This is a genomic window from Blautia sp. OM06-15AC (genome assembly GCF_003481425.1).
GTDB classification, from domain to species: domain Bacteria; phylum Bacillota; class Clostridia; order Lachnospirales; family Lachnospiraceae; genus Fusicatenibacter; species Fusicatenibacter saccharivorans.
This window is the reverse complement of record NZ_QULD01000011.1, coordinates 49,083-73,587: the sequence shown is the minus strand read 5'-3', so window position 1 is coordinate 73,587 and position 24,505 is coordinate 49,083. Positions and strand designations below refer to the sequence as shown.

23 protein-coding genes and 2 pseudogenes are annotated in these 24,505 nt (G+C 48.0%); 23 read left to right on the top strand and 2 right to left on the bottom strand.

Annotated elements, in window-relative coordinates; all coding sequences use genetic code 11:
* Nucleotides 1–6 precede the first annotated feature (6 nt).
* The 12 genes from DXB83_RS13365 (at nucleotide 7) to DXB83_RS17410 (ending at nucleotide 12,952) form a co-directional block, all read left to right on the top strand.
* Nucleotides 7–1,239: an FtsW/RodA/SpoVE family cell cycle protein gene (locus DXB83_RS13365; RefSeq protein ID WP_022462711.1), complete on the top strand. Its 1,233-nt coding sequence runs from the start codon at nucleotides 7–9 to the stop codon at nucleotides 1,237–1,239.
* A 95-nt stretch (nucleotides 1,240–1,334) separates the two neighbouring features.
* On the top strand, nucleotides 1,335–1,568 hold the full coding sequence (gene acpP / locus DXB83_RS13360) for an acyl carrier protein (RefSeq protein ID WP_022462712.1): 234 nt from the start codon (nucleotides 1,335–1,337) through the stop codon (nucleotides 1,566–1,568).
* 142 nt (nucleotides 1,569–1,710) lie between these two features.
* Nucleotides 1,711–3,162 carry a glutamate--tRNA ligase gene (gene gltX, locus DXB83_RS13355; protein WP_118697749.1) on the top strand — a complete coding sequence of 484 codons (1,452 nt, stop codon included), beginning with the start codon at nucleotides 1,711–1,713 and terminating at the stop codon, nucleotides 3,160–3,162.
* On the top strand, nucleotides 3,159–4,979 hold the full coding sequence (locus DXB83_RS13350; protein ID WP_118666839.1) for an ATP-dependent helicase: 1,821 nt from the start codon (nucleotides 3,159–3,161) through the stop codon (nucleotides 4,977–4,979). Before gltX ends, DXB83_RS13350 begins: the two co-directional genes overlap by 4 nt.
* Nucleotides 4,980–5,129: 150 nt before the next feature.
* The gene (locus tag DXB83_RS13345; RefSeq protein WP_117805089.1) at nucleotides 5,130–6,122 is read left to right on the top strand and encodes a 2-hydroxyacid dehydrogenase; all 993 of its coding nucleotides are present in this window, start codon (nucleotides 5,130–5,132) and stop codon (nucleotides 6,120–6,122) included.
* 163 nt (nucleotides 6,123–6,285) lie between these two features.
* Nucleotides 6,286–6,645, top strand: a complete 360-nt coding sequence (locus DXB83_RS13340) for a zf-HC2 domain-containing protein (protein WP_022462716.1) — start codon at nucleotides 6,286–6,288, stop codon at nucleotides 6,643–6,645.
* Entirely contained in the window at nucleotides 6,642–9,317 is a 2,676-nt protein-coding gene (polA, locus tag DXB83_RS13335) for a DNA polymerase I (RefSeq protein WP_117805088.1), read from the top strand. The genes DXB83_RS13340 and polA overlap by 4 nt, the downstream gene beginning before the upstream one ends.
* Before the next feature lie 34 nt (nucleotides 9,318–9,351).
* A complete protein-coding gene (gene coaE / locus DXB83_RS13330; RefSeq protein WP_117510320.1) occupies nucleotides 9,352–9,951 on the top strand; it encodes a dephospho-CoA kinase in 600 nt (199 codons plus the stop codon).
* Complete coding sequence (locus DXB83_RS13325) at nucleotides 9,938–10,735, top strand: MBL fold metallo-hydrolase (RefSeq protein ID WP_055218850.1); 798 nt, start codon at nucleotides 9,938–9,940, stop codon at nucleotides 10,733–10,735. Before coaE ends, DXB83_RS13325 begins: the two co-directional genes overlap by 14 nt.
* A gap of 99 nt (nucleotides 10,736–10,834) precedes the next feature.
* On the top strand, nucleotides 10,835–11,107 hold the full coding sequence (locus DXB83_RS13320; protein ID WP_022462719.1) for an ACT domain-containing protein: 273 nt from the start codon (nucleotides 10,835–10,837) through the stop codon (nucleotides 11,105–11,107).
* A gap of 19 nt (nucleotides 11,108–11,126) precedes the next feature.
* Entirely contained in the window at nucleotides 11,127–12,491 is a 1,365-nt protein-coding gene (locus DXB83_RS13315; RefSeq protein ID WP_022462720.1) for a PFL family protein, read from the top strand.
* 221 nt (nucleotides 12,492–12,712) lie between these two features.
* Nucleotides 12,713–12,952, top strand: a complete 240-nt coding sequence (locus DXB83_RS17410) for a hypothetical protein (RefSeq protein WP_438267032.1) — start codon at nucleotides 12,713–12,715, stop codon at nucleotides 12,950–12,952.
* Here DXB83_RS17410 and DXB83_RS13305 read toward each other — a convergent pair.
* Nucleotides 12,873–13,055, bottom strand: a pseudogene (locus DXB83_RS13305) (IS66 family transposase); the annotation flags it as partial. The gene DXB83_RS17410 and the pseudogene DXB83_RS13305 overlap by 80 nt on opposite strands.
* A 478-nt stretch (nucleotides 13,056–13,533) precedes the next feature.
* Here DXB83_RS13305 and DXB83_RS13300 point away from each other — a divergent pair.
* From DXB83_RS13300 to DXB83_RS13285, 4 genes and pseudogenes are all read left to right on the top strand, one after another.
* Nucleotides 13,534–15,735, top strand: a complete 2,202-nt coding sequence (locus DXB83_RS13300; protein ID WP_117805085.1) for a hybrid sensor histidine kinase/response regulator — start codon at nucleotides 13,534–13,536, stop codon at nucleotides 15,733–15,735.
* A pseudogene (locus DXB83_RS17405) lies at nucleotides 15,732–16,456 on the top strand (substrate-binding periplasmic protein). Before DXB83_RS13300 ends, DXB83_RS17405 begins: the two are co-directional and overlap by 4 nt.
* Before the next feature lie 257 nt (nucleotides 16,457–16,713).
* Nucleotides 16,714–17,019, top strand: a complete 306-nt coding sequence (locus tag DXB83_RS13290) for a response regulator (protein WP_416388356.1) — start codon at nucleotides 16,714–16,716, stop codon at nucleotides 17,017–17,019.
* 121 nt (nucleotides 17,020–17,140) lie between these two features.
* Nucleotides 17,141–17,452 (top strand): hypothetical protein, encoded by a 312-nt coding sequence (locus DXB83_RS13285; RefSeq protein WP_147342484.1) that lies wholly within the window; start codon nucleotides 17,141–17,143, stop codon nucleotides 17,450–17,452.
* Here the strand turns inward: DXB83_RS13285 and DXB83_RS13280 are convergent.
* Nucleotides 17,395–18,645 carry a tRNA(Met) cytidine acetate ligase gene (locus DXB83_RS13280; RefSeq protein ID WP_117805083.1) on the bottom strand — a complete coding sequence of 417 codons (1,251 nt, stop codon included), beginning with the start codon at nucleotides 18,643–18,645 and terminating at the stop codon, nucleotides 17,395–17,397. The genes DXB83_RS13285 and DXB83_RS13280 overlap by 58 nt on opposite strands.
* Before the next feature lie 215 nt (nucleotides 18,646–18,860).
* On the opposite strand from DXB83_RS13280, the gene pta reads away from it, so the two are divergent.
* The 7 genes from pta (at nucleotide 18,861) to acpP (DXB83_RS13245) (ending at nucleotide 24,421) form a co-directional block, all read left to right on the top strand.
* Nucleotides 18,861–19,856, top strand: coding sequence for a phosphate acetyltransferase (gene pta / locus DXB83_RS13275; protein ID WP_022462726.1), 996 nt, complete (start codon nucleotides 18,861–18,863; stop codon nucleotides 19,854–19,856).
* A gap of 99 nt (nucleotides 19,857–19,955) precedes the next feature.
* Nucleotides 19,956–21,152, top strand: coding sequence for an acetate kinase (locus DXB83_RS13270; protein WP_022462727.1), 1,197 nt, complete (start codon nucleotides 19,956–19,958; stop codon nucleotides 21,150–21,152).
* A 74-nt stretch (nucleotides 21,153–21,226) separates the two neighbouring features.
* A complete protein-coding gene (locus tag DXB83_RS13265) occupies nucleotides 21,227–21,754 on the top strand; it encodes a YceD family protein (RefSeq protein WP_055267341.1) in 528 nt (175 codons plus the stop codon).
* A gap of 2 nt (nucleotides 21,755–21,756) precedes the next feature.
* On the top strand, nucleotides 21,757–21,936 hold the full coding sequence (gene rpmF, locus DXB83_RS13260) for a 50S ribosomal protein L32 (protein WP_022462729.1): 180 nt from the start codon (nucleotides 21,757–21,759) through the stop codon (nucleotides 21,934–21,936).
* A gap of 207 nt (nucleotides 21,937–22,143) precedes the next feature.
* Nucleotides 22,144–22,929, top strand: a complete 786-nt coding sequence (locus tag DXB83_RS13255) for a hypothetical protein (protein ID WP_055218872.1) — start codon at nucleotides 22,144–22,146, stop codon at nucleotides 22,927–22,929.
* Between the two features lie 228 nt (nucleotides 22,930–23,157).
* Nucleotides 23,158–24,198 carry a phosphate acyltransferase PlsX gene (gene plsX / locus DXB83_RS13250; RefSeq protein WP_117802559.1) on the top strand — a complete coding sequence of 347 codons (1,041 nt, stop codon included), beginning with the start codon at nucleotides 23,158–23,160 and terminating at the stop codon, nucleotides 24,196–24,198.
* Complete coding sequence (gene acpP, locus DXB83_RS13245; RefSeq protein WP_117802558.1) at nucleotides 24,188–24,421, top strand: acyl carrier protein; 234 nt, start codon at nucleotides 24,188–24,190, stop codon at nucleotides 24,419–24,421. The genes plsX and acpP (DXB83_RS13245) overlap by 11 nt, the downstream gene beginning before the upstream one ends.
* Nucleotides 24,422–24,505: the final 84 nt, after the last annotated feature.

Here is a 24,505-nt window from a genome sequence, read left to right as displayed (position 1 = left end):
AACTTCATGGCAGAGAAAGTAAACATGCCATCCCAGAAGAAAGAAAAGAAGAAAAAGAGGAAGAAAAAACTTCCTTCGGATTTTTATGATTATAACCTGCTGGCCTGCACTATTTTGCTGGTCAGCTTCGGACTGATTATGCTGTACAGCGCGAGTGCCTACGAGGCGGCCAGTACATTCAAGGGAAATGATATGTATTATTTCACGCATCAGGCGGGGCTTTCTGCTATTGTTCTGGTGGGGATTGTGATATTGTCGAAGTTTGTAGATTATCATAGTGTATGGTTCCAGCGGATTGCAGCACTGGTATACTGGGGAAGTCTCCTTCTGATGGCGGCGGTAAGGTTTACGCCGCTTGGTTATGAAGCCTACGGGGCGAGAAGATGGCTCCGGATCGGCGGTGGCAGTCTTCAGCCTGCGGAGATTGGAAAGCTGGGGCTGATTCTGTATTTGCCATACATTATCCTGAAGATGGGAAAAAATATGCGTACCATCCGCGCAAAAGCAATTGTCCTCGGACTTGGCGTGCTGCAGGCGCTGGCTGCGTGGATTCTGACGGACAACCTGAGTACCGCCATTATTCTGGGACTCATCGCCTGCGTCATTTTGTTTCTGGCGGACCCGGAGGTAAAATTTTATGCGCGTGTGATTCCGGGCGCGGCGGTAATTGGCGTTTTTGCGATTATCATTTTAAAAAATAATCTGCAGATCTTTGAAAGAATAGGCGGTGACTTCCGGTCGAACCGTATCTATGAATGGCTTTCCGGAGGCAGCTATCAGATTCTGCAGGGACTTTATGCGATTGGCTCCGGTGGATTTCTCGGAAAAGGACTTGGCAACAGTACGCAGAAGATTACAACAATTCCGGAAGCACAGAACGATATGATCTTCTCGATCATCTGCGAGGAGCTTGGAATATTTGGCGCGCTTCTTGTATTGCTGCTGTTTGGCTACCTGCTGTACCGTCTGTTTGTGGTTGCACAGAATGCACCGGACGCGTATGGAATGCTGATGGTGAGCGGCGTTTTTGCACATATTTCCATTCAGGTTATTCTGAACCTGTGCGTTGTTCTGAAACTGATGCCGGCAACGGGAATTACCCTTCCATTTATCAGTTACGGAGGAACATCGGTGCTCTTTATCCTGACGGAAATCGGCATTGCCCTGTGCGTCTCCCGCTTTATTGTGTTCCAGGATGGAAAGAGCGGAGAAGGAGAGGCACAGGCGGAAGAACAGTAAAAGTAGAAAAATCTATTGACAAATGCCGGAATAACAGATACACTTTTTTCGAAAGAAATACTGGCTGCCGGGTAGAGGCAGGAAGGAGCAGAACAATGTTAGAAAAGATAAAAGAAATTTTAGTAGAACAGCTCAACTGTGATGCAGACAGCATCAACGAAGATACCTCTTTTAAAGATGACCTGGGTGCAGATTCCCTGGATCTCTACGAGATGGTTATGGCATTAGAAGACGAGTACGGAATTGAAATCGACACCGACGAACTGACAGACCTTTCTACCGTCGGCGACTTTATGGAATATTTGAAACAGCACGGCGTAGAGGTCTGAAAAAGAGCATTGCCGCTGGCAAAAGTGGAAGGATGGTGCAGCTCGGAAGAAACGCCGGGCTGTTTTCCATTCTAAATAAATGGTGGAAGGGAACAGACAAAAGGATTGTTCCAGAAAAACCAGAAATCAGGAGAAAAGAAAAATGAGCAATGTAAAAACAAGATTTGCACCGAGCCCGACAGGCCGGATGCATGTAGGAAATCTGCGTACTGCCCTGTATGCGTATCTGATCGCAAAACACGATGACGGAACCTTTATGCTCCGTATCGAGGATACCGACCAGGAGCGTTTCCAGGAAGGCGCACTTGATATCATCTACCGTACCTTAAAAGAGACCGGCCTGGTACACGACGAGGGACCGGACAAAGACGGCGGCTGCGGCCCGTACGTACAGAGCGAGCGTAATGCAGCAGGTCTGTACCTGAAATACGCAAAACAGCTGGTAGAGCAGGGTGACGCTTATTACTGCTTCTGTGACGCAGAGCGCCTGAGCCAGTGCAAGCGTAACGTAGGCGGAAAAGAAATCTCGATCTACGACAAACACTGCCTTGGTCTTTCCAAAGAGGAAGTAGAGGCCAATCTGGCAGCCGGCAAACCGTACGTCATCCGTTTCAATATGCCGACCGAAGGAACCACAACCTTCCACGATGAGATCTACGGAGACATCACCGTAAACAACGAGGAGCTGGAAGACCTGATCCTGATCAAATCCGACGGATATCCGACCTACAACTTCGCAAACGTCATCGACGACCATCTGATGGGTGTAACCCACGTTGTCCGCGGTAATGAGTATCTGTCCTCATCCCCGAAATACAACCGTATTTACGAGGCATTCGGCTGGGAAGTTCCGGTTTACGTACACTGTCCGCTGATCACCAACGAGGAGCATCAGAAGCTGTCCAAACGCTGCGGCCATTCTTCTTATGAAGACCTGATCAATCAGGGTTTCTTAAAAGATGCCATTGTCAACTTCGTAGCCCTTCTTGGATGGAGCCCGGAAGGAAACCGCGAGATCTATTCTCTCGAGGAGCTGGTAAAAATCTTCGATTACCACCACATCAGCAAATCTCCGGCCGTTTTCGATATGACAAAACTCCGCTGGATGAACGGCGAGTACATGAAGGCAATGGACGACGAGAAGTTCTATGAGATGGCGCTTCCGTATATCCAGAAGACAATCCACCGTCCGCTCGATTTTAAGAAAATTGCAGCCATGGTAAAAACAAGAATCGAAGTATTCCCGGATATTGCAGACCTCATCGACTTCTTCGAGGAAGTTCCGGAGTACGACGCTTCGATGTACACTCACAAAAAGATGAAGACAAACGAGGAGACCTCCCTTGCACTTCTTCAGGAAGTAAAACCGCTGCTGGCAGCGCAGGAAGATTTCAGCAATGATGCTCTCTTTGAGATGCTCAGCGCATTCGGAAAAGAAAAAGGATACAAGACCGGTTATATTATGTGGCCGATCCGTACCGCTCTTTCCGGAAAACAGATGACACCGGCCGGCGCAACGGAAATCCTTGAGGTTCTGGGAAAAGAGGAGTCTCTTGCCCGCATCGACAAAGCGATTGAGAAATTATCCAAATGATATATAATAATTCACAGAAAAAAGCGGTGATGCATACCACCGGCCCCATGATGGTCCTTGCCGGACCGGGGTCGGGGAAAACCGCAGTGATTACGGGGCGGACCTGCCAGCTTGTAACGAGCGGCATTTCCGCCTCTCGTATTCTTGTCGTAACATTTACGCGTGCGGCGGCAAAAGAGATGAAGGAGCGGTATTTGAAGGCGATGGGAAAGACGAGTACCCAGGTCACCTTTGGAACGTTCCACGGGGTATTCTACGCGATTCTGCGCCATACGTACCGCATGTCCGGCAACAATATTTTAAGCGAGGAAGAGAAAAAGCGGCTGATGCGCGAGCTGGTCAACCACTATGCCAGAGACCTGGAGGAAGAGGATCTCGAGGAAAATCTGGCGCGCGAAATCAGCACTGTGAAGAACAATCAGATCCCGCTGGAACATTACTATTCCGCCTGTATGCCGCAGGAAAAGTTCCGCGAAATCTATGAGGCGTATGAGAAATGGCGGAAGGAGAACAAAAAACTCGATTTCGACGATCTGATGGTGCAGTGCAAACGTCTCTTTCTGGAGCGGCCGGAGGTCCTCCGCGCCTGGCAGCAGAAATTTCAGTATATCCTGATTGACGAGTTTCAGGACATCAGCCCCGTGCAGTATGAGATTGTGCGGATGCTGGCGCTGCCGGAAAATAACCTCTTTATTGTCGGGGATGACGATCAGTCGATTTATCAGTTCCGCGGGGCCAAGCCGGAGATCATGCTGAATTTTCCGAAAGATTACCCGGGCGCGGCGCAGGTAGTGCTCGATAAAAATTACCGTAGTACGGAATTTATCGTGAAGCGGTCCCAATGCCTGATCCACCACAACAAAAAGCGGTATGAAAAGGCGATTTCCACCGACAACGAGAAAGGCGCTCCGGTTGCAATCCGGGGATATAAGAACCCGCGCGAGGAGATGCGTGCCGTTGCCGAGGAGCTGCGGGAGGCGGAGAAAAACGGCTGTCCGTATGAAGAGATGGCGCTTTTGTTCCGCACGAATCTTGGCTGCCGGACAGCAGTAGAGGAACTGATGGAAGCACAGATCCCGTTCCAGATGCGGGATACCCTGCCGGATCTCTATGACCACTGGATTGCGAAAGATCTGCTGACGTATCTGAATCTTGCGATGGGAAGCCGGAAGCGCGGCGAGTTTTTAAAGATTGCCAACCGCCCGAACCGTTATCTGTCGCGGGATGCCTTTGAGGAGGCGACTGTTTCGTTCGATGCACTTCTGGAATATTACGAAGAAAAAGACTGGATGTGCCAGCGGATCCGCAAACTGGAGCAGGATATCACGACACTGACGCATTTATCGCCGTTCGGCGCGGTCAATTACATCCGCTATGCGATCGGCTATGAACAGTATGTGAAGGAATATGCTGCATACCGCCATCTGAAAGAGGATGATCTGATTTCCGTTTTGGACGAGCTGCAGGAGGCGGCAAAGAGCCAGAAAAGCATCGAGGGCTGGTTTGCACATATTGAGGAATACCAGCAGAAGATGAAGGAAAAACAGAAGCAGCGCGCAGAGAGTGCGGAAGGAGTTATGGTTTCCACCCTGCACAGCGTCAAGGGACTCGAGTACGACAAGGTCTATCTTCTTGACGTCAACGAGGGTGTAATGCCGTATCAGAAAGCAGTCCTTGCGGAGGCGATCGAGGAGGAGCGGCGGATGTTCTACGTCGGAATGACGCGCGCCCGGAAAGAGCTGACGCTCTGTTATGTGGAGGAACGGTTTGAAAAGAAAGTCGAGCCGTCCCGGTTCCTGGACGAGGTGATCCAGTAAATTTGTACTGTTGTGAAAGATGTTGAAAATAAATTTACTAATTGATAAAATTTTAACAAATAATACATTGACAAAGTTTTAACAATGAAGTATAGTAATACCTGTAAGCGGGAACAATAAGATGACCGCAAAGCGAGGAGGAAAAACATTATGAAAATTTTATTTTACGATACCCAGAGCTACGACAGAGAATCTTTCGACCGAACCAAAGAGCAGTTTCCAGAAATTGAAGTGGAATATTTAAAAACCGGCCTTGCTGCAAGAACCGCTTCCCTGGCAAAGGGCTACGATGCCGTGTGCGCCTTCGTAAACTCCGATGTCGGAACAAAAACCGTAGAAGCACTGCATGAGGCAGGCGTCAAGCTGATCCTAATGCGCTGCGCAGGCTTCAACAACGTAGATTTAAAGACAGCTGCAAAATACGGCATTGATGTACGCCGTGTACCGGGTTACTCCCCGGAGGCTGTAGCTGAGCATGCGATGACACTGGCCATGACGGTAAACCGCCACATGCACAAAGCATATACGAAAGTAAGAGAAAACGACTTCAGTCTGGGCGGACTGATGGGATTTAACTTCTATCAGAAGACCGCCGGAATCGTCGGAACCGGAAAAATCGGTGCGGCTATGGCAAGAATCTGCCGCGGTTTCGGCATGAAAGTCATTGCTTACGATGTATACCAGAATGAATCCTTAAAAGATTTTGTTACGTACGTAACTCTTGATGAACTGCTGGCACAGAGTGATCTGATCTCCCTGCACTGCCCGCTGATGGACAGCACATACCACATGATCAACCGCGAGAGCATCAAAAAGATGAAAGACGGCGTGATCCTGGTCAATACGTCCCGCGGAGGTCTGGTAAAGACAGACGACCTGATCGAGGGAATCCGTGCAAGAAAATTCTTCGGCGTCGGCCTTGACGTATACGAGGAGGAAACCCCGAACGTATTCGAGGACCGTTCCGATGAGATTCTGGAGCACTCCACCACAGCACGTCTCCTGTCCTTCCCGAACGTTATGATCACTTCACATCAGGGATTCTTCACCGAGGAAGCACTGCGTGCGATTGCAGAGACCACACTGCAGAATGCACTGGATTTCGAGGCAGGAAAAGAGACCCCGAACATTGTCCGTGTATAATGGAAATCCACTAGAAAACAGTTATCTTATAAGAGAACAAGAGACAACCCATTTTCGGCGGGTTGTCTCTTTTAAATTATGAGAAAATAGTGTATGATGGTAGATAGCAGAAAAAACGGCCAGAGGAAAACACTGGCCGGATACAAAAGGAGAGCAGGATTTTATGGACTGTAAAGAAGCAGAAAAATTAATACAGCCATACGTGCAGGGAAATATGCCGGAGAAAGAGATGGAACCGTTTATTTCCCATATCCGGAAATGCCATACATGCCACGAGGAACTGGAGACATATTTTATTGTGAACCGTGCGATGGCATATTTCGAGGATGACGCGCCCGATTCCTACAATCTGACAGGACTTCTGGAACGCGATCTGGAGAAAAAAGAGGAAGAAGCGAGACACCGCCGGTACAAAGATACGTTTTTCCGGGTGCTGATGCTGATTCTCGTTCTGTTTCTGGTGCTCCTGGCTCTGCACTATTTTGAAGTGATAGAATTACCCTGGCTGAAAGGATTATTATGAGTGATAAAATCGTATTACTGGACGGACACAGTATTCTGAACCGGGCTTTTTACGGCGTACCGGATCTGTCCAATGCAGAAGGACTGCACACGAACGCCGTATATGGATTCCTGAATATTCTGTTTAAAATTCTCGATGAGGAGCAGCCGCAGTATCTTGCCGTGGCGTTTGACCTCCATGCACCGACATTCCGCCACAAAATGTATGACCAATACAAGGGAACGAGAAAGCCGATGCCGCAGGAATTGCGCGAACAGGTCCCGGTGATCCAGGAAGTGCTCGCAGCAATGGACATTGAGATTGTCACAAAAGAGGGCTATGAGGCGGATGATATCTTAGGAACGCTCGGCCGCAAATGCGAGGCGGAAGGGATGGAAGTTACGATCGTATCCGGAGACCGCGACCTGCTGCAGCTTGCAACGGACCACATTCTGATCCGGATTCCAAAGACCGTAAAGCGTGTGACGACGATTGAAAATTACCACACGGCAGAGGTGCTGGAAAAATACAGTCTTCTCCCTAAACAGATCATCGATCTGAAAGCGCTGATGGGCGATACCGCAGACAATATCCCGGGTCTGCCGGGTGTCGGCGAGAAAACCGCGACGAAAATCCTGCTGCAGTACGAGACACTGGAAAATGCGCATGCACATTTCGAGGAGATCAAACCGAACAAGGCAAAAGAAGCGATGCGTGATCATTATGATCTGGCGGAATTAAGCAAAAAACTTGCAACGATTGATACCGATGCGCCGGTGGAGCTCGACCGTGAAAAAGCGGCACTCTCGAATTTTTATACACCAAAAGCGTATGAGATGTTCAAACGTCTGGAGTTTAAGAACCTGCTGGGCCGCTTCGAGGAGACGAATGCAGAACCAGAGGATGCCGTCTTTCTGCGCACCGTAACGGATTTTTCCGAGGCGGAAGAACTCTTTGAAACCATCGCGAAGGAGGAGAAGGCAGGAGCCGCTCTTCTGACAGAAGAAACCCCGAAGGACGGACCGATGGCAGATCGGAGCCGTTCACTTGTCGGTATGGCAGTTGCGTATGGAAGCGGAGAGCCGGATGTTGTTTACTTCCCAGCAGAAGGTTTCCTGACCGGAGATTATTTAAAAGAAAAATTGACTGAGCTGCAGAAGCAGATTTCGGTTTTCTGCGTCATGGACGGAAAAGAATTTCTGAAGGATATGCCGGACGCCGATGAAGCCCATCTGTTTGATGCCGGAATTGCCGCGTATTTATTAAATCCATTGAAATCACAGTATTCGTACGATGATATCGTAAAAGAGTACGTACACCGCTATGTGCCGGCAGTGGAAGAGATCTTCGGCGGAAGCAAGATTCCGGCCGCAGGAAAGATGACGCCGGAACAGCAGGAGTCGTATGCAGGTCATCAGGCGTATGCTGTATTTGCCGCACAGGAAAACATGGAAAAGCTGCTGAAGGAGCAGGGCATGTGGGATCTGTACCGGAATGTGGAGATTCCGCTGGTGTTTACGCTCCGTCAGATGGAAGCGGATGGAATCGCCGCAGAAAAAGAAGCACTTTCCGTTTACGGAGCTGAGCTGGCGGAGCGGATCGGAGAGCTGGAGGCACAGATCTACGAGGAGGCCGGCGAGGAGTTCAACATCAATTCCCCGAAGCAGCTCGGCGTGATTCTGTTTGAAAAGCTGCAGCTTCCGGGCGGCAAAAAGACCAAGACGGGTTATTCCACCGCCGCCGATGTGCTCGAAAAGCTCGCACCGGATCACAAACTCGTTGCCGATATTCTGGAGTACCGCCAGCTTGCCAAACTGAAATCGACGTACGCCGACGGTCTGCAGGCCGTGATCGGGAAAGATGGAAGAATCCATTCGACATTTAACCAGACCATCACCGCGACCGGCCGCATCAGCAGTACCGATCCGAATCTGCAGAACATTCCGGTGCGGATGGAGCTTGGCCGTCTGATCCGGAAAGCCTTCGTGCCAAAGCCTGGCTGTGTCTTTCTGGATGCCGACTATTCCCAGATTGAGCTCCGCGTGCTGGCCCATATGTCGGGCGATGAAAACCTGATCGAGGCGTACCGCGAGGCGGAGGATATCCACCGCATGACGGCATCGAAAGTGTTCCATGTGCCGCTTGAAGAGGTAACACCGCTGCAGAGAAGAAATGCGAAGGCGGTCAACTTCGGTATCGTATACGGCATCAGTTCGTTCGGTCTGGGCCAGGATCTCGGCATCAGCCGGAAAGAGGCAGAGGCCTATATCCAGCAGTATTTCGAGACGTATCCGGGTATCCATGAGTTTTTGAACCGCTGCGTAGAGGATGCCAAAGAAAAAGGCTATTCCGTGACGATGTTCGGACGCAGACGGCCGATGCCGGAGCTGAAATCGAGCAACTTTATGCAGCGGTCATTCGGCGAGCGCGTTGCGATGAATGCGCCGATCCAGGGAACGGCGGCGGATATTATTAAAATAGCGATGATCCGCGTGGCGAAACGGCTGAAAGAGGAGCGGTTAAAGACCAGACTTCTTCTTCAGGTACACGATGAGCTGCTGCTGGAAGTGCCGGAAGACGAGCTCGAAAAGGCAGAACAGATCCTGGAAGAGGAGATGACCGGGGCAGCACATCTGGCTGTCAAACTCGAGATCGATATGCACACAGGAAACAACTGGTACGAGGCGAAATAGTGCACTCATACCAGGAGCGAAAGGATACAAAAGAATGAAAGTTTTTGGAATTACAGGCGGCGTGGGCGCCGGAAAAAGCGAAGTGCTCACGTACCTTGGACAGAATTATGATGCAACGGTGATCCAGGCGGACGAGGCAGGTTACCTTGTGATGCTGCCGGGCGGCGAATGCTATGGAGAGATTGTGAAGCTGTTCGGCAGACAGATCACCACAGAGACCGGCGAACTTGACCGGAAACGGATTGCTGAGATCGTTTTTCAGGACGAAGAAAAGTTAAAAGCCCTGAATGCGATCGTTCATCCGGCGGTAAAACGGTATATCAAAAAAGCCATTGCAGCCGCGGAAAAAGCAGGGACGGAATACGTCTTTGTGGAGGCCGCACTCTTAATCGAAGAAAAATATGATGAAATTTGTGATGAACTGTGGTATATTTATGCGGATGAAGAAGTCCGGAAGGAGCGATTGATCGAAGGACGCGGCTATTCCGAGAAGAAAGTACGCGAAATCATGGCAAATCAGCTCTCCGAGGATGAATTCAGCAGCCACTGCGATTTTGAAATCGACAACAGCGGCGATTTTGAGGAAACAAAAAAACAGTTAGACCATAGGATGAAAAAATATGAAACTTTGTAGTATTGCAAGTGGTTCGAGCGGAAACTGCATTTTCGCGGGAAGCGAGACCACAAGCCTTCTGATTGATGCGGGCATCAGCGGAAAGCGCGTGGAGGCGGGACTGGCTGTTCTCGACCGCAGCGCGAAGGAGCTGGACGGCATTCTCGTGACACATGAGCATTCCGATCATATCCAGGGCCTTGGCGTGCTGGCGCGCCGGTATGGTATTCCGATTTACGCAACGGATGGAACAATTCAGGCGATGCAGCAGACGAAGAGCCTTGGAAAGTTTCCGGAGGGGATTTTTCACACGATTCACGCGGATGACACGTTTACACTGGGAGACATCGCCGTACATCCGTTTACGATCTCCCACGATGCGGCAGAGCCGGTCGGCTACCGCATGGAATCCGGCGGGAAATCGATTGCGATTGCGACGGATCTTGGCGTTTACAGCGATTACACGGTTCAGAATCTGACCGGGCTGGATGCCGTTTTGCTAGAGGCAAATCACGACGAGAACATGCTTGCGGTCGGACCGTACCCGTATCCGTTAAAACAGCGGATCGCCGGGGCAAAAGGCCATTTATCGAACCTGGCGGCAGGCCATCTCCTCTGCGAGATTCTGCACGACAATCTGCAGGAAGTGCTGCTCGGCCATCTGAGCAAGGAAAATAATTATGAGGCACTGGCCTTTGAAACCGTGGCCTGCGAGGTCACAACGGGTGATAATCCGTATCACTCGGGTGATTTTCATCTCGCTGTCGCTAAAAGAAGCGAAGTATCACCGTTAATTGAGGTTTAAATATACATTTTTAGAGCTACATACCATGTTTTTCGCAAGGCCGCCATTACCGGTTTTTCCGGGGCTTTGACATAAAACCAGAAAAAGGAGAATGGAAACATGAAGAAGACAATTATCACTGTCGTAGGCAAGGACACCGTGGGCATTATCGCAAAGGTATGTAATTATCTGGCAGAGAACCAGGTAAACATCGAAGACATTTCTCAGACGATTGTGCAGGGATATTTCAACATGATGATGGTAACGGACGTCTCCAAGAGCGAGAAATCCAACGCAGAGCTTGCAAAAGATCTGGAGGAGCTTGGAAGTTCCATCGGCGTTGTCATCCGCTGCCAGCATGAAGATATTTTCAATATGATGCACCGTATCTAAAGCGAAGGAGAAAAACGACATGATAAATCTGTTTGAAGTAAAGGAAACGAACGAGATGATCGAAAAAGAGAATCTGGACGTTCGTACCATTACCCTTGGAATCAGTCTTATGGACTGTATCGACTCCAATCTTGACAAGCTGAACCGCAAAATCTACGACAAAATCACGACGACTGCCAGAAATCTGGTTTCCGTAGGTGAGGAGATCGAGGGCGAGTTCGGTATTCCGATTGTAAACAAGAGAATTTCCGTTACCCCGATTGCCTTAGTCGGCGCAGCAGCCTGCAGAACGCCGGAGGATTTCGTGACGATTGCACAGACTCTGGACCGTGCGGCAAAAGAAGTCGGCGTCAATTTCCTCGGCGGCTATTCCGCTCTGGTAAGCAAAGGTATGACGACAGCAGATGAGCTTCTGATCCGTTCTATCCCGAAGGCACTGGCTGTGACGGATTTTGTCTGCAGCTCCATCAACCTTGGCTCCACTAAAACCGGTATCAACATGGATGCTGTCAAACTGATGGGTGAGATCATCAAGAAGACGGCGGAGGCAAGCAAAGAGAACAACTGCCTTGGATGCGCAAAACTCGTTGTTTTCTGCAATGCACCGGACGACAACCCGTTCATGGCAGGCGCTTTCCACGGCGTAACCGAGGCGGATGCCATCATCAATGTCGGCGTTTCCGGCCCTGGTGTTGTCAAACATGCTCTGGAAAAAGTACGCGGCGAGAACTTTGAGGTACTCTGCGAGACGATCAAGAAGACGGCGTTTAAGGTAACGCGTGTCGGCCAGCTCGTTGCACAGGAGGCTTCCAAGCGGCTGAACATTCCGTTTGGTATCATTGACCTTTCCCTGGCACCGACTCCGGCGATCGGAGATTCCGTTGCGGATATCCTTGAGGAGATCGGCCTCGAGCACGCAGGTGCACCGGGAACGACAGCGGCGCTGGCACTTCTGAACGATCAGGTGAAAAAGGGCGGTGTTATGGCATCTTCCTATGTCGGCGGTCTCTCCGGCGCATTCATCCCGGTTTCTGAGGACCAGGGTATGATCAACGCAGTCAACGACGGTGCGTTGACCATCGAGAAGCTGGAAGCTATGACTTGTGTCTGCTCTGTAGGCCTTGACATGATCGCCATCCCGGGAGACACGAAAGCATCGACCATCTCCGGAATCATCGCAGATGAGCTTGCCATCGGTATGGTCAACCAGAAAACAACGGCAGTCCGCCTGATCCCGGTCATCGGAAAAGGCGTGGGCGAGACCGTAGAATTCGGCGGCCTCCTCGGCTATGCACCGATCATGCCGGTCAACAACTTCTCCTGCGAGGCATTCGTCAACCGCACCGGAAGAATCCCGGCACCGATTCATTCGTTTAAAAACTAAAAAGACAGCTGAAAAGCCGGCAGTGATCCTGGATGGAAAGGATCGCTGCCGGCTTTTTTTACTATCTGCGCAAATAAAAATAGTAATTTTAAGGAATGTATAGTATGATATATTACATACTGATAATTTTACTTGCAACCCATAAAAAGTGTAAGAAAAAATGAATTATTACGGGGAACTTCAGCGGTAGCAGCCGTTGTTCTAGCAATACCTCTGCGGATGTGGATGTGAAGGCCGCCATAGAAAACACAAAGTATTATTTGAACAAAAACGGCAAAATGCAGACTGGCTGGCAGAAGATCGGTGGAAAATGGTATTACATGGATAAGAACGGAGCGCTGCAGGAATCTAAATGGATCAGCGGAATTTATTATGTAAAAGTCGATGGGCAGTCCGTTCGTCTGATGAAAGACCGGAAAGCTTTCCTTCCTCCCGGTAAATCGCACGGATCTGGTTCATGATGAGGTACAAAACAGACTGTTTCCTCAGATCTTTCGGTATGACCTCCAGTGCCTCATGGAACTTGCGCCTGTAATGTACCCAGCACCCTGCGATCTTCAGATCTCCAAAATATGATGTTCCTCAACTTCGACTTTTCAGGCACAAAGCGGTAACATCTGGATATGGCATCTGGAAGCTGTTTTCATTCTTTTTGCCGATCTGTTTTTTCTTTTTGGCTGCTCTTATTGGACAGCACGATCTGTTCCATCATCAGCTGCATCTTATCATTGCGGGTCTGTGTCTGTTTTGTCAGTTCCTCCATCTGATCCTGAAGACAGAGAAACAGAAGAAAATATATCTGCCGAAAGTCCATTTCCGTTTTTGATACACATCACTGGAACTTCGGGCACAGTTGCTGTTCTTTTTTTGCCTTTTAACGCTAAAAGGTAATGTTTTTCTTGTGTGCAGTAAAGTGTTAGAGTATAATAAAACCAGTTTTTTGCATAAGTTTAGGCGGAGAATCCTGCCGTAGCAGGATCCTTTCTTACGGTGTTATTTCACAGACGTAACCATAATAGTTTTACTGCAGGGGGGATAGAAAATGAAAACAAAAGAGATTCAGGAACTCTATCAAATAAAATTACATAGTATGGACACGATCCTGCATCAGATATCGCTTATGGATCAGGTGGAAAATGAGCAGGAGCTGTCAGAAATTATTCACTCTTTGTTGCAGGCGATTGGAAACTATACAGGGGCAGACCGGGTATATGTTTTTGACTGGGAAACCGATCAGAAGGACAGTCTGAGCAATGCATTTGAATGGTGTGCCGATGGAGTGGCACCAGAGATAGATAACCTTCAGGCAATCCCGGTCAGTTCGATGCCGAACTGGGTGAAACGATTTGAAAACAAGGAAGTAATCGTGATTCATGATCTGGAAGCGACAAAAAATTCTGAACCGGAAGAATATGAATTGTTAAAAACACAGGAAATATGTTCCTTGATTGCGGTGCCGATTTATGCCAATCATCAGATGAATGGATTCATCGGGGTAGATAATCCTGATTTGAGGCAGAATGAGATTTCCATTACACTGCTGTCTGATGTTGGCGGACATCTTGGATGTGTGAGGGAAAATCTGAAAAGTACGGTACTGTTGAAAAAGGCTCTTGATGAGGCGACAAAGAGGTCAGAGATTATTGCCGCAATTGCTACGTTGTATGTAACAATCGTACAAGCCAATGTTAAAGAGCGGACATATGAGCTTTTGAAAGGTCATGACCTTGTGCAAAAAATCCTTGGACAAAAGGGGAAAATTGATGATGTTATGGAAAGACTTCCAACAGCATTTGCCGCCCAGGAAGAGAGAGAAAAATACCGGGAGTTTCTTGACTTTGATACATTGACAGAGAGACTTCGTAATACGAATTCTGTTTCGATTGAATTTATGGGAGTAAACGGAGAATGGCGGCTGGCCAGATTTATTGTAAAGAGCAGAGATGCACATGGAAACGCTGTGGATGTGCTTTATGTCGTACGAGATATTACGGAAGAAAAATCACGGGAACTCATGTATCAGAAACAGCTTAAGGAAAGCATGGAAGATGCTCATCGCGCGAATCTTTCAAAAACAGCCTTTCTCCGGCGTATGAGCCACGATATCCGTACACCGCTAAACGGAATCGTGGGGATGATCCATATCGCTGAAAAATATAACAATGATGTGGTCAAGTTAAGGGAATGCAGGAAGAAGGTACTTCAGTCCGCCGATTATCTGCAAAATCTGATCAACAATGTCCTGGATATCGGCAAACTGGAATCCGGTTCCCTTGTGTTGGAACATAAATCCTTTGATCTGGCAGAACTGTTAAGGAATAATCTGACGGTTGTTGCAATGAGTGCTTATGAGAATGGTGTAAGATTTGAAGGCGGCGTGGAAGCAAGCACAATCCGCCACAGATATTTGATTGGAAGTCCGGTACATCTGAGCAGGGTTTTAATGAATCTTTCTTCCAACGCGATTAAATACAATCATTTTCATGGAACAGTGAATGTTCATTGCGAAGAATTATCGGATGATGGGAATATAGCTGTTTTTCAGTTTGTATGTTCAGATACCGGTCTTGGTATGAGTGAAGAATTTCAAAAACATGCGTTTGATGCTTTTGCGCAGGAAGGCAAACAGTCAACTACAACATTCAGTGGCTCCGGTCTGGGACTTTCGATTGTCAAAGATATTGTTGAACGGATGGGTGGAACGATAGAACTGGAAAGCGAAGAAAATGTAGGAAGCACGTTTACGGTTACGGTTCCATTTGAAATAGATTATTTGGCTGAAAATAATGATTCACAGAAGGACAGCTACTCACAGGACAGGGATCTGTCAGGAAAACGGGTGCTTCTTGTTGAAGATAATGTCATTAATATGGAGATAGCCCATGCAATCCTGGAGGAGGAGCATCTGAACATTACAGAAGCGAAAAACGGAAAAGAGGCATTTGAAATATTTCAGAATTCCAGGTTGGATGAGTATGATGTCATCATCATGGATGTGATGATGCCGGTCATGGATGGGCTGGAAGCAACAAAAGCAATTCGTATGCTGGAACGTGAAGATGCCAAAAAGATTCCAATCATTGCCATGACGGCAAATGCTTTTGAGGAAGATCGGAAAGCATGTCTGGAGGCCGGGATGAATGAACATATTGGAAAGCCGATTGATATTCCGCAATTAAAAAGAGCGATCACAAAACTGCTGACAAAAAGGGGTAGTAAACGCAAAAACATAATCATTCATTGAAATTAAGAAGAACTATAGTAATTGGAATTTTAGCAGTCACCGTGGCAGGGTGCAAAAACACAGATAACACGAAAGAAGAAACCGAAAAGCCTGTTATTACTCTCGGCTGCGACAGCTATCCACCATACAATTATCTGAATGAGGATGGTGTACCGACAGGAATTGATGTAGAACTGGCTACGGAAGCATTCAAAAGAATGGGATAACAGGTGAAGGTTGTCCAGATCAACTGGGAGGAGAAAAAAGAACTGGTGGAGAGCGGCGAGATTGATTGTATCATGGGCTGTTTTTTCTATGGAAGGACGTCTTGACGATTACCGCTGTCCAGTCCACAACCAAACCGAAAAGCATCTTTCTGAACCGGACGGATGAGAGGATCCCAAAGCTGGGAAATCTGATCATCCTGGGACACCGGGAGCTGATCTATACGTTTCTGGGAAAAGGATATGTAGATGCGGTTGCTGCACACGAGGAATCTATCGTTCAGTATAGGAAGGATTATGATGCAAGCTGCCGTATCCTGGAAGAGCCTCTGATGATCACCGGAATAGGCGTTGCTTTTGCAAAAGAGGATGACAGGGGAATCTGTGAGCAGATGGGCCAGACACAGGAAGAGATGCGTCTGGATGGCACATCCCTGAAAATCATTGAAAAATACCTGGATGATCCCCAGAAGTATCTGGAGGTGGAGAAAAACGGATCCAGCTGCTCGGCGGTCTGATAGGAATCTGTGTAGCTGTAGTCTCTCTGTTTTATTTCTTCCACGCAGAAAAAGCAGAAGCAGAGAAAAGAATGGTGGAGATTGTAAACTATGTGAAAGTGCAGTGTTCCACTACACCCATTATAATGAATCTTCGGAATCCAAAAGTCTCCTCCGTGCCATTGAAAGTGCCAGACAAATGAGTACAAATATTAAAATGGAAACAGAAAACGGCGGGCAGCTAAGAGAGGATTTCCTGAAAGAAAAAAGGTGCCGACGTGACAAAAACATGGGATGGTCAGGAAGCTGTTGAACTGTTCAGAAATAGTGAACCTGGTGAATTTGATGTCATTCTTATGGACATTATGATGCCGGTCATGAATGGTTATGAAGCTACAAAGATGATTAGGTCTCTGGACAGAGAGGATGCAAAGAAAATACCGATCATTGCAATGACAGCAAATGCGTTCACGGAGGACAGAATAAGGGAAAAAGAAGCAGGGATGAATGAACATGTTGCTAAGCCTGTTGATGTGGAATTACTGATGAAAGTAATTTATAGCGGGAGTGCTATGAAGCATTAATAGTACATGAGAAAACAAGGAGGAATTCAGTTGTTGGAGAAAGCGGTTCAGGCTGCAATATATGAAAAAGCTCTTAAAAATCATTATATAGAAATCCTGTACATTGATTTTGAAGATACTCATGCGTTATGCATCTGGCAATATAGATGATCTTAATCGGATAAAACAGCAGATGACGATGGAAGCAATCACACAGGGAACAGCAGAACACATCATGCATCATGTTATGATCAATTTTATACTGAATGGTGAGATGCGTTTCATGCAGTTTGACTTTACAAGAGAAAGTGCAGATACAAAAAATGTTTTCCTGTTTGTGGAGGACTATACAGTTCCACAGCAGCAGATGATGCTGCTGCTGGAAAAAAGCTGGTTCTATAACAGAACCAGCTTTTTTGTGTATTCATGGACGAACTGTGTCCCTGTTTTGTGAGAACGGACAGTCTCGTAAAAAAGAGAGGCCTGTATATCGCTCTCAAAGGCGGCAAGTGCATCGCCGGTAAGAAGCCGCGGGGCGTCGGCTGCCTTGGCAATGAGCGGCAGAGAAGAACGTCTTCTAATCTCTTTTAACAATGCACCGGCACTTTTTCGGAAACCGAGAACACGGTTATAGCCGGCCGGGTACAATGTTTTCTGGTTCAGAAGCAGATGCATCAGGGCACGGCTGATGCGGGTGTAGGTCATCTCTTTTGTTTTGAGCTGCAGGGCGAACTCCGAGAATGAGGAGCATGCGTGGCGCTGGCGGAGGATGCGGTTGGCAAGATCCGGCGAAAGATCAAGATAAGAGGAAAGGGATTCCTTCGTTTCTGTGAGGAGCCGCGCGGCGAGGAGCAGGCTGAAATCATCGCTGGAAAGCAGGCCGTGTGCGGTGACGGCGTCCTGGAAAGCGGGATAGACTGCTTCCGGCATGCAGGAGGCGAGCGCGGACAGTTCCGGATCCTTATGCGGATTGGAAAAAAGAAGATTCCGCATTGCTGTAGCAGAAGGGAGTGCCTGTGTGAAAAGCGCTCCTTCGTGGTAGCCGCTGCCCTCCCGGCGGATCGTTACCGGCCGAATGCGGCTTTGTGACAGCAGAAGTGCCTGGACATATTCAATGCCTAAAATATTGTTTGGTTCTTTTAAAAAGGTATCAAGTTCTTCTTTTGAAAGCGAAGAGAAGGAAGCGCTGTCAGAAAAATAAGCGGAAAGTGCCTGTGCGCGCGCCGTCGGGAAGGAAAGTCCGTTCCGAAGCAGACCGGAGAGCAGCTCGCGGTATTCCTCCGGCTCGTGGAGCAGAACATCAGCGAGTTCCAGAAACGGCGCCGTGTCTCCATATTCACTGCCAAAGCAGAGAAAATCGACGCAGCCAAGCGCAGTAAGAAGCGATACCGCCCCGCGTGCGAAATGCTGTGCACTGCCGAGTGCAAAGTGACACGGAAGCTGTAAGATAAGGTCCGCGCCGCCAAGAAGCGCCAGCTCCGCACGGTCATGTTGGTCAAGAATCGCAGGTGCGCCGCGCTGGACGAAATCGCCGCTCATAATCACGACAAGATAGTCCGCCCCGGTCAGTTCCCTGGCTTTTGCCAGCTGATAAGCATGGCCGTTATGAAAAGGATTATATTCTGCAATGACTGCGGTAATGGTCATAAAACGTACCTTCTTTCGAAAAAAATAGCACGATTCCAAACAGAGAGGAACCGCGGATCACATAGCCCTATCGTAACAAAAACAGAAAAGGAATGCAAGAATTCCTCCGTTTTGGATTTTTTGTCCAGTTGTTTTGAATTTTATACTTGCGAAAGGGCAAAAAGCGTACTACAATGAGAATATCGAGTAAATTTATCGAAAGGAGTCAAAAGATCATGGGATTTATTGACACAATTAAAGCAAGAGCAAAAGCAGACAAAAAAACAATTGTACTGCCAGAGTCAGAAGACAGAAGAACATATGAGGCTGCTGCACAGATCCTGAAAGAGGACCTTGCAAATCTGATCATCATCGGAAGCGAAGAGGCAGTAAAGAAAGGCAGCGAGGGACTGGATGTCTCCAAAGCTACTATTGTAGATCCAGAGAAAAACGAGAAAACACAGGCTTATGTAGATAAGCTGGTAGAGCTTCGTGCAAAGAAAGGCATGACTCCGGAGAAAGCAAGAGAGACCATCCTGAATGACTATACATATTATGGCGTTATGATGGTTAAAATGGGAGATGCAGACGGACTTGTTTCCGGTGCCTGCCATTCTACCGCAAATACCCTTCGTCCATGCCTGCAGATCTTAAAGACCAAACCGGGCACAAAACTCGTATCCGCATTCTTCCTGATGGTAGTTCCGGACTGCGAGTACGGCGATGACGGTGTATTCGTATTCGGTGACTGCGGTCTGAACCAGAACCCGAATCCGGAAGAGCTGGCTGCAATCGCAGAGTCTTCCGCAGAGTCCTACCGCATGCTGACCGGAAACGAGCCAAGAGTTGCTATGCTTTCCCACTCCTCCAAAGGAAGTGCAAAACATGCTGATGTAGACAAAGTTGTTGAGGCTACCAGAATTGCAAAAGAAGCAAACCCGGATCTCGCTCTCGACGGCGAGCTGCAGCTTGATGCAGCAATCGTTCCGAGCGTAGGTGCATCCAAAGCTCCGGACAGCAAAGTAGCAGGAAAAGCAAACGTTCTGATCTTCCCGGATCTGGATGCCGGAAACATCGGATACAAACTGGTACAGAGACTGGCAAAAGCAGAAGCATACGGCCCAATGACGCAGGGTATCGCAGCTCCAGTCAACGATCTGTCCCGTGGATGCTCCGCAGAGGATATCGTTGGTGTTGTAGCAATCACTGCTGTACAGTGCCAGGCACAGTAAGCACGAAATAAAACCAATTACAAGCGGTTTTCTGGCCGGCTGCGGAGAACAGGCCGGCCAGAAGTTTTAATAAGACTTTTAAAATAGGAGAATTTAGAAATGAACGTATTAGTAGTAAACTGCGGAAGTTCCTCTCTGAAATTCCAGCTGATCAATTACGATAACCGTGACGTCCTGGCAAAAGGACTCTGTGAGAGAATCGGTATCGACGGACGCCTCGTTTATGAGCCAAAGAACGGCGAAAAAGAGGTAACAGAAGCAGCAATGCCGACACACGTAGAGGCAATCCAGATGGTTCTGGACGCTCTGGTAAACGAGAAGAGCGGCGTCATTAAGAGCCTGGAAGAAGTAGATGCCATCGGACACCGCGTTCTGCACGGCGGAATGAAGATCACAAACTCTGTTATCATCGATGACGAAGTAATCAAAGTTATCGAGGAGTGCGCTGACCTTGGTCCTCTGCACAATCCGGCAAACCTGATGGGAATCAATGCCTGCATGAAACTGATGCCGGGCGTTCCAAACGTAGCAGTATTTGATACCGCATTCCATCAGACCATGCCTCCGAAAGCATATATGTACGGTATTCCGAAAGAGTACTATGAGAAATACGCAATCCGTAAATACGGCTTCCACGGAACTTCTCATAAATTCGTATCCAAGAGAACCGCAGAGTTCCTTGGCAAAGACTACAACGATCTGAAGATCATCGTATGCCATATGGGAAATGGTGCTTCCCTTTCCGCTGTAAAGAACGGCAAATGTGTAGATACCTCCATGGGCCTTACCCCGCTCGAAGGTGTGATCATGGGAACCCGTTCCGGAGATATCGATCCGGCTTTTGTTGAGTATCTGTGCAACAAAGAGAACCTGACCGTATCCGAGGTTCTGAACATTCTGAACAAGAAATCCGGTATGCTCGGCATGACCGGCATCTCCAGCGATTACCGTGATGTATCTGCAGCAGCAGAGGCAGGTAATCAGGATGCCATCAACTGTCTGGAAGCATACGCTTACCGCATTATCAAATACATCGGTTCCTACATCGCAGCTATGGGCGGCGTAGATGTGATCACCTTCACCGCAGGCCTTGGAGAGAACGCTATTCCACTTCGTGAGACCATCTGCAAAGCATTTGAGTTCATGGGTCTGGAATTCGATTCTGAGGCAAATAACTGCCGCGGCGTTGAGAAGATCATCACCAAAGAAGGCTCCAAGATTACAGCATGCGTGATCCCGACCAACGAGGAAATCGCAATCTGCGAGGAGACTGTAGAGTTAGTAAAAGGAAAATAAAAAATAATTCAAAAAGCAGTTGACAATTCTTACCTTCCCGGGTATAATTGGTAAAGTGTGATTAGGAGAACAATATGAAAATCAGTCTGACCAAGTTATTTGCGCAGGACGGAAAGTCCGAAAAGTATGAAATTCCGCTTACATCCGAAACTTTTTCGATCGGCGGGCAGGACTATCGGGTAATCGAAAAACATCCTGTTATCCTTGGCCTTACGCATGAAGGCAATCGTGTGATCACGATCACCGGCAGCGCAGACCTTACAATGGAGATTCCATGTGCAAGATGCCTGACACCGGTAGCGACTCCATTCCAGCTCGAGTTCGATCTGCAGATTGATCTGAATCTGTCAGAGGAAGAACGCGAGGAAAAAGAAGAGGACTCTTCGTTTGTGGAGGGAGACGAGCTCGATGTGGAAGAACTGGTTCGTAATGAGCTCATAGTCCAATGGCCGATTCGAGTGCTGTGTAAAGATGACTGTAAAGGAATCTGCAGCCGTTGTGGTGCGAATCTGAATATTCAGACCTGTGATTGTGATACCACAGGGCTAGACCCCCGAATGGCTGCAATCAAAGATATATTCAGCAAATTTAAGGAGGTGTAACTATGTCCATTTGTCCTAAGAATAAATCTTCCAAAGCAAGACGCGATAAGAGAAGAGCAAACTGGAAAATGTCTGCTCCGAACCTTGTAAAATGCAGCAAATGTGGTGCTCTTATGATGCCGCACAGAGTTTGCAAAGCTTGTGGTTCTTACAACAAAAAAGAAGTCGTTGCAATGGACTAATATTCATAAATCGGAATCAGTTCCGATGTGCAATGCAGCAAAAGGCTCCCGTCACCGGGGGCTTTTTTGTTGTCTCTGCGGGTTGTCTGGAAGCGTCATATAAAAGATTTGACGTGGTGTGTCGTGATGTGCTATAATGGTCTCGGTGAGAATTGAAACAATATTGCAACATTTTCGTAACAATTATAAAAAAGGAGTGCAAAGCATATGAAGAATAGACGAATCATATTTCTGGCAGCATGCATGTGCAGTGTAGTATTCCTCTCAGGATGTTCCACAGACAGTCTGATGGATAAAATGATGGGAACTGAGACGACGGTTTCGTCTTCGGCCAGTGTAGATATTTCAAAAGAGGACAGCGATGCTGTTCATGTAGATGCCAATCTGGAAAAGCCGGTTTTTTCGGTAAATCCGGTGGAGAGCCTGCAGATTCCCGTTGGAAATACATCTGGAAAGCTGACTTGTGAGGCAGGAATAACGGGAGAAGGCACAGTAACATATCAGTGGTATAAGAACAACGTAAATTCCAACGGCGGAGGAACGCCGATTGAAGGCGCAACAGAAGTGACATACCAGGTCGATACTTCGGCGGAGGGCAAAGATTACTATTACGTTGTGGCAACAAACACGGTTGGAAATACCGTTTCCATGGCGACGAGTACAGTAACAGAAGTTACGGTAATTCCGGCAGGGAAATGGGTTCAGAATGAAAACGGATGGCAGTATCAGAATAATGATGGAAGCTATGCAACCAATACCTGGCAGAATATCGACGGCTACTGGTACGTGTTTGATGAAAATTCATACATGGTGACAGGATGGTACTGGAGCGGAGAAGAATGGTATTATCTGGCGGACAACGGTCAGATGCAGACCGGCTGGTTCACGCAGGATGGTGAGGAATATTATTTGGATCCGGATACCGGTGTCATGGCACGGAATACAACCATAGACGGTCATGAGATGAATTCGAGCGGAGTCAAGGTTTCTTAAGAAAAATAAGATAAAACAGAGCGGGTGGATTTTGGAAAGATAAATCCACCCGCTTTTTTGGAATACAGGAGAAAGCGCGGATGGGCATTTGTGCTTGATTTTTGCAAAGGAGTTTAGTATAGTTAATACAGCACTTGCATGAGTGCTTTTAGAGCGTGGTTGAAAACGGTTTTTTGAAAGAAAAAGAGTTTTCAAACGCGCTTTAGAAAAGAGAAAAGAGGAAAAAACATGAGTGACTTAGTCAGAGTTGCAGTGGACGCGATGGGCGGCGATTATGCGCCTGTGGAGCCGGTAAAAGGCGCCGTTGAGGCCGTAAACGCAGATGAACGTGTCAAAGTCCAGCTGGTCGGCCAGGTGGATGTCATCGAAAAAGAACTGCAGAAATATACGTACCCGAAGGAGCGGGTTGAGATCGTTCCGGCAACCGAGATCATTGAGACGGGAGAGCCGCCGGTCAATGCGATCCGCCACAAAAAAGATTCTTCGATCGTTGTCGGCATGAAAAAAGTGCGCTGCGGAGAGGCAGACGCGTTTGTCTCCTCCGGAAGCACCGGAGCAGTCCTGGTCGGCGGACAGACGATCGTAGGACGCATCAAGGGCGTAGAGCGCCCGCCGCTGGCTCCGCTGATCCCGACGAAAGACGGTGTATCCCTTCTGATCGACTGCGGTGCGAATGTTGATGCAAGACCGTCCCATCTGGTGCAGTTTGCCATGATGGGTTCCATCTATATGGAACACGTTGTCGGCATTAAAAATCCGCGTGTGGGAATCGTGAATATCGGTGTGGAAGAAGAAAAAGGAAACGCGCTCGTCAAAGAGACGTATCCGCTTCTGAAAGAAAACCCGTATATCAACTTTGTCGGCAGTATCGAAGCAAGAGAAATTCCAAACGGAGCCGCAGACGTTGTTGTCTGTGAGGCGTTTGTCGGAAACGTTATCTTAAAGCTGTATGAGGGCGTCGGCGCGACCCTGATTTCCAAGGTAAAACAGGGCATGATGACATCTCTGCGCAGTAAAATCGGAGCCCTTCTTGTGAAACCGGCGCTGAAAGAGACACTGAAGTCTTTTGATGCCAGTGAGTACGGCGGAGCACCGCTGCTTGGCTTAAAAGGACTCGTTGTAAAAACGCACGGAAGCTCAAAAGCCAACGAATTTAAAAATTCCATTCTCCAGTGCATTTCATTTAGCGAGGAGAAGATTCCGCAGAAAGTGCAGGAGCATCTGGCAGACTATAAGAGCAGCAGGGAGGCAGCGAAAGATGGAATTTGAGAAATTACAGGAGATCATTGCGGATGTATTAAACGTAGATCCGAATGAAGTAACCATGGAGACAACCTTTACAGATGATCTGGGAGCGGATTCCCTGGATGTATTTCAGATTGTGATGGGAATTGAAGAAGAATTTGATATCCAGATCGAAGCAGAAGAAGCAGAGCACATCGTATCGGTTGAGGATGCGGTGGAAGCGATCAAAAAGAAACTGGCAGAATAATAGAAAATGGCGAAGGGGCTGTTTGCTACAGGACAGCCCCTTTGTTACCGTCCGCAGAACACCTGCAAACGGTAACTATGAGGA

What these genes read in the sequence shown, in the direction of transcription:
- DXB83_RS13320 (WP_022462719.1), top strand. Translation starts at nt 10,835, where the DNA reads ATGAAGAAGACAATTATCACTGTCGTAGGCAAGGACACCGTGGGCATT.
- rpmF (WP_022462729.1), top strand. Translation starts at nt 21,757, where the DNA reads ATGTCCATTTGTCCTAAGAATAAATCTTCCAAAGCAAGACGCGATAAG.
- DXB83_RS13365 (WP_022462711.1), top strand. Translation starts at nt 7, where the DNA reads ATGGCAGAGAAAGTAAACATGCCATCCCAGAAGAAAGAAAAGAAGAAA.
- DXB83_RS13325 (WP_055218850.1), top strand. Translation starts at nt 9,938, where the DNA reads ATGAAACTTTGTAGTATTGCAAGTGGTTCGAGCGGAAACTGCATTTTC.
- DXB83_RS13265 (WP_055267341.1), top strand. Translation starts at nt 21,227, where the DNA reads ATGAAAATCAGTCTGACCAAGTTATTTGCGCAGGACGGAAAGTCCGAA.
- plsX (WP_117802559.1), top strand. Translation starts at nt 23,158, where the DNA reads ATGAGTGACTTAGTCAGAGTTGCAGTGGACGCGATGGGCGGCGATTAT.
- DXB83_RS13340 (WP_022462716.1), top strand. Translation starts at nt 6,286, where the DNA reads ATGGACTGTAAAGAAGCAGAAAAATTAATACAGCCATACGTGCAGGGA.
- DXB83_RS13315 (WP_022462720.1), top strand. Translation starts at nt 11,127, where the DNA reads ATGATAAATCTGTTTGAAGTAAAGGAAACGAACGAGATGATCGAAAAA.
- acpP (WP_022462712.1), top strand. Translation starts at nt 1,335, where the DNA reads ATGTTAGAAAAGATAAAAGAAATTTTAGTAGAACAGCTCAACTGTGAT.
- DXB83_RS13255 (WP_055218872.1), top strand. Translation starts at nt 22,144, where the DNA reads ATGAAGAATAGACGAATCATATTTCTGGCAGCATGCATGTGCAGTGTA.
- DXB83_RS13280 (WP_117805083.1), bottom strand. Translation starts at nt 18,645, where the DNA reads ATGACCATTACCGCAGTCATTGCAGAATATAATCCTTTTCATAACGGC.
- DXB83_RS13350 (WP_118666839.1), top strand. Translation starts at nt 3,159, where the DNA reads ATGATATATAATAATTCACAGAAAAAAGCGGTGATGCATACCACCGGC.
- DXB83_RS13285 (WP_147342484.1), top strand. Translation starts at nt 17,141, where the DNA reads ATGCGTTATGCATCTGGCAATATAGATGATCTTAATCGGATAAAACAG.
- acpP (WP_117802558.1), top strand. Translation starts at nt 24,188, where the DNA reads ATGGAATTTGAGAAATTACAGGAGATCATTGCGGATGTATTAAACGTA.
- DXB83_RS13270 (WP_022462727.1), top strand. Translation starts at nt 19,956, where the DNA reads ATGAACGTATTAGTAGTAAACTGCGGAAGTTCCTCTCTGAAATTCCAG.
- pta (WP_022462726.1), top strand. Translation starts at nt 18,861, where the DNA reads ATGGGATTTATTGACACAATTAAAGCAAGAGCAAAAGCAGACAAAAAA.
- polA (WP_117805088.1), top strand. Translation starts at nt 6,642, where the DNA reads ATGAGTGATAAAATCGTATTACTGGACGGACACAGTATTCTGAACCGG.
- DXB83_RS13345 (WP_117805089.1), top strand. Translation starts at nt 5,130, where the DNA reads ATGAAAATTTTATTTTACGATACCCAGAGCTACGACAGAGAATCTTTC.
- gltX (WP_118697749.1), top strand. Translation starts at nt 1,711, where the DNA reads ATGAGCAATGTAAAAACAAGATTTGCACCGAGCCCGACAGGCCGGATG.
- coaE (WP_117510320.1), top strand. Translation starts at nt 9,352, where the DNA reads ATGAAAGTTTTTGGAATTACAGGCGGCGTGGGCGCCGGAAAAAGCGAA.
- DXB83_RS13300 (WP_117805085.1), top strand. Translation starts at nt 13,534, where the DNA reads ATGAAAACAAAAGAGATTCAGGAACTCTATCAAATAAAATTACATAGT.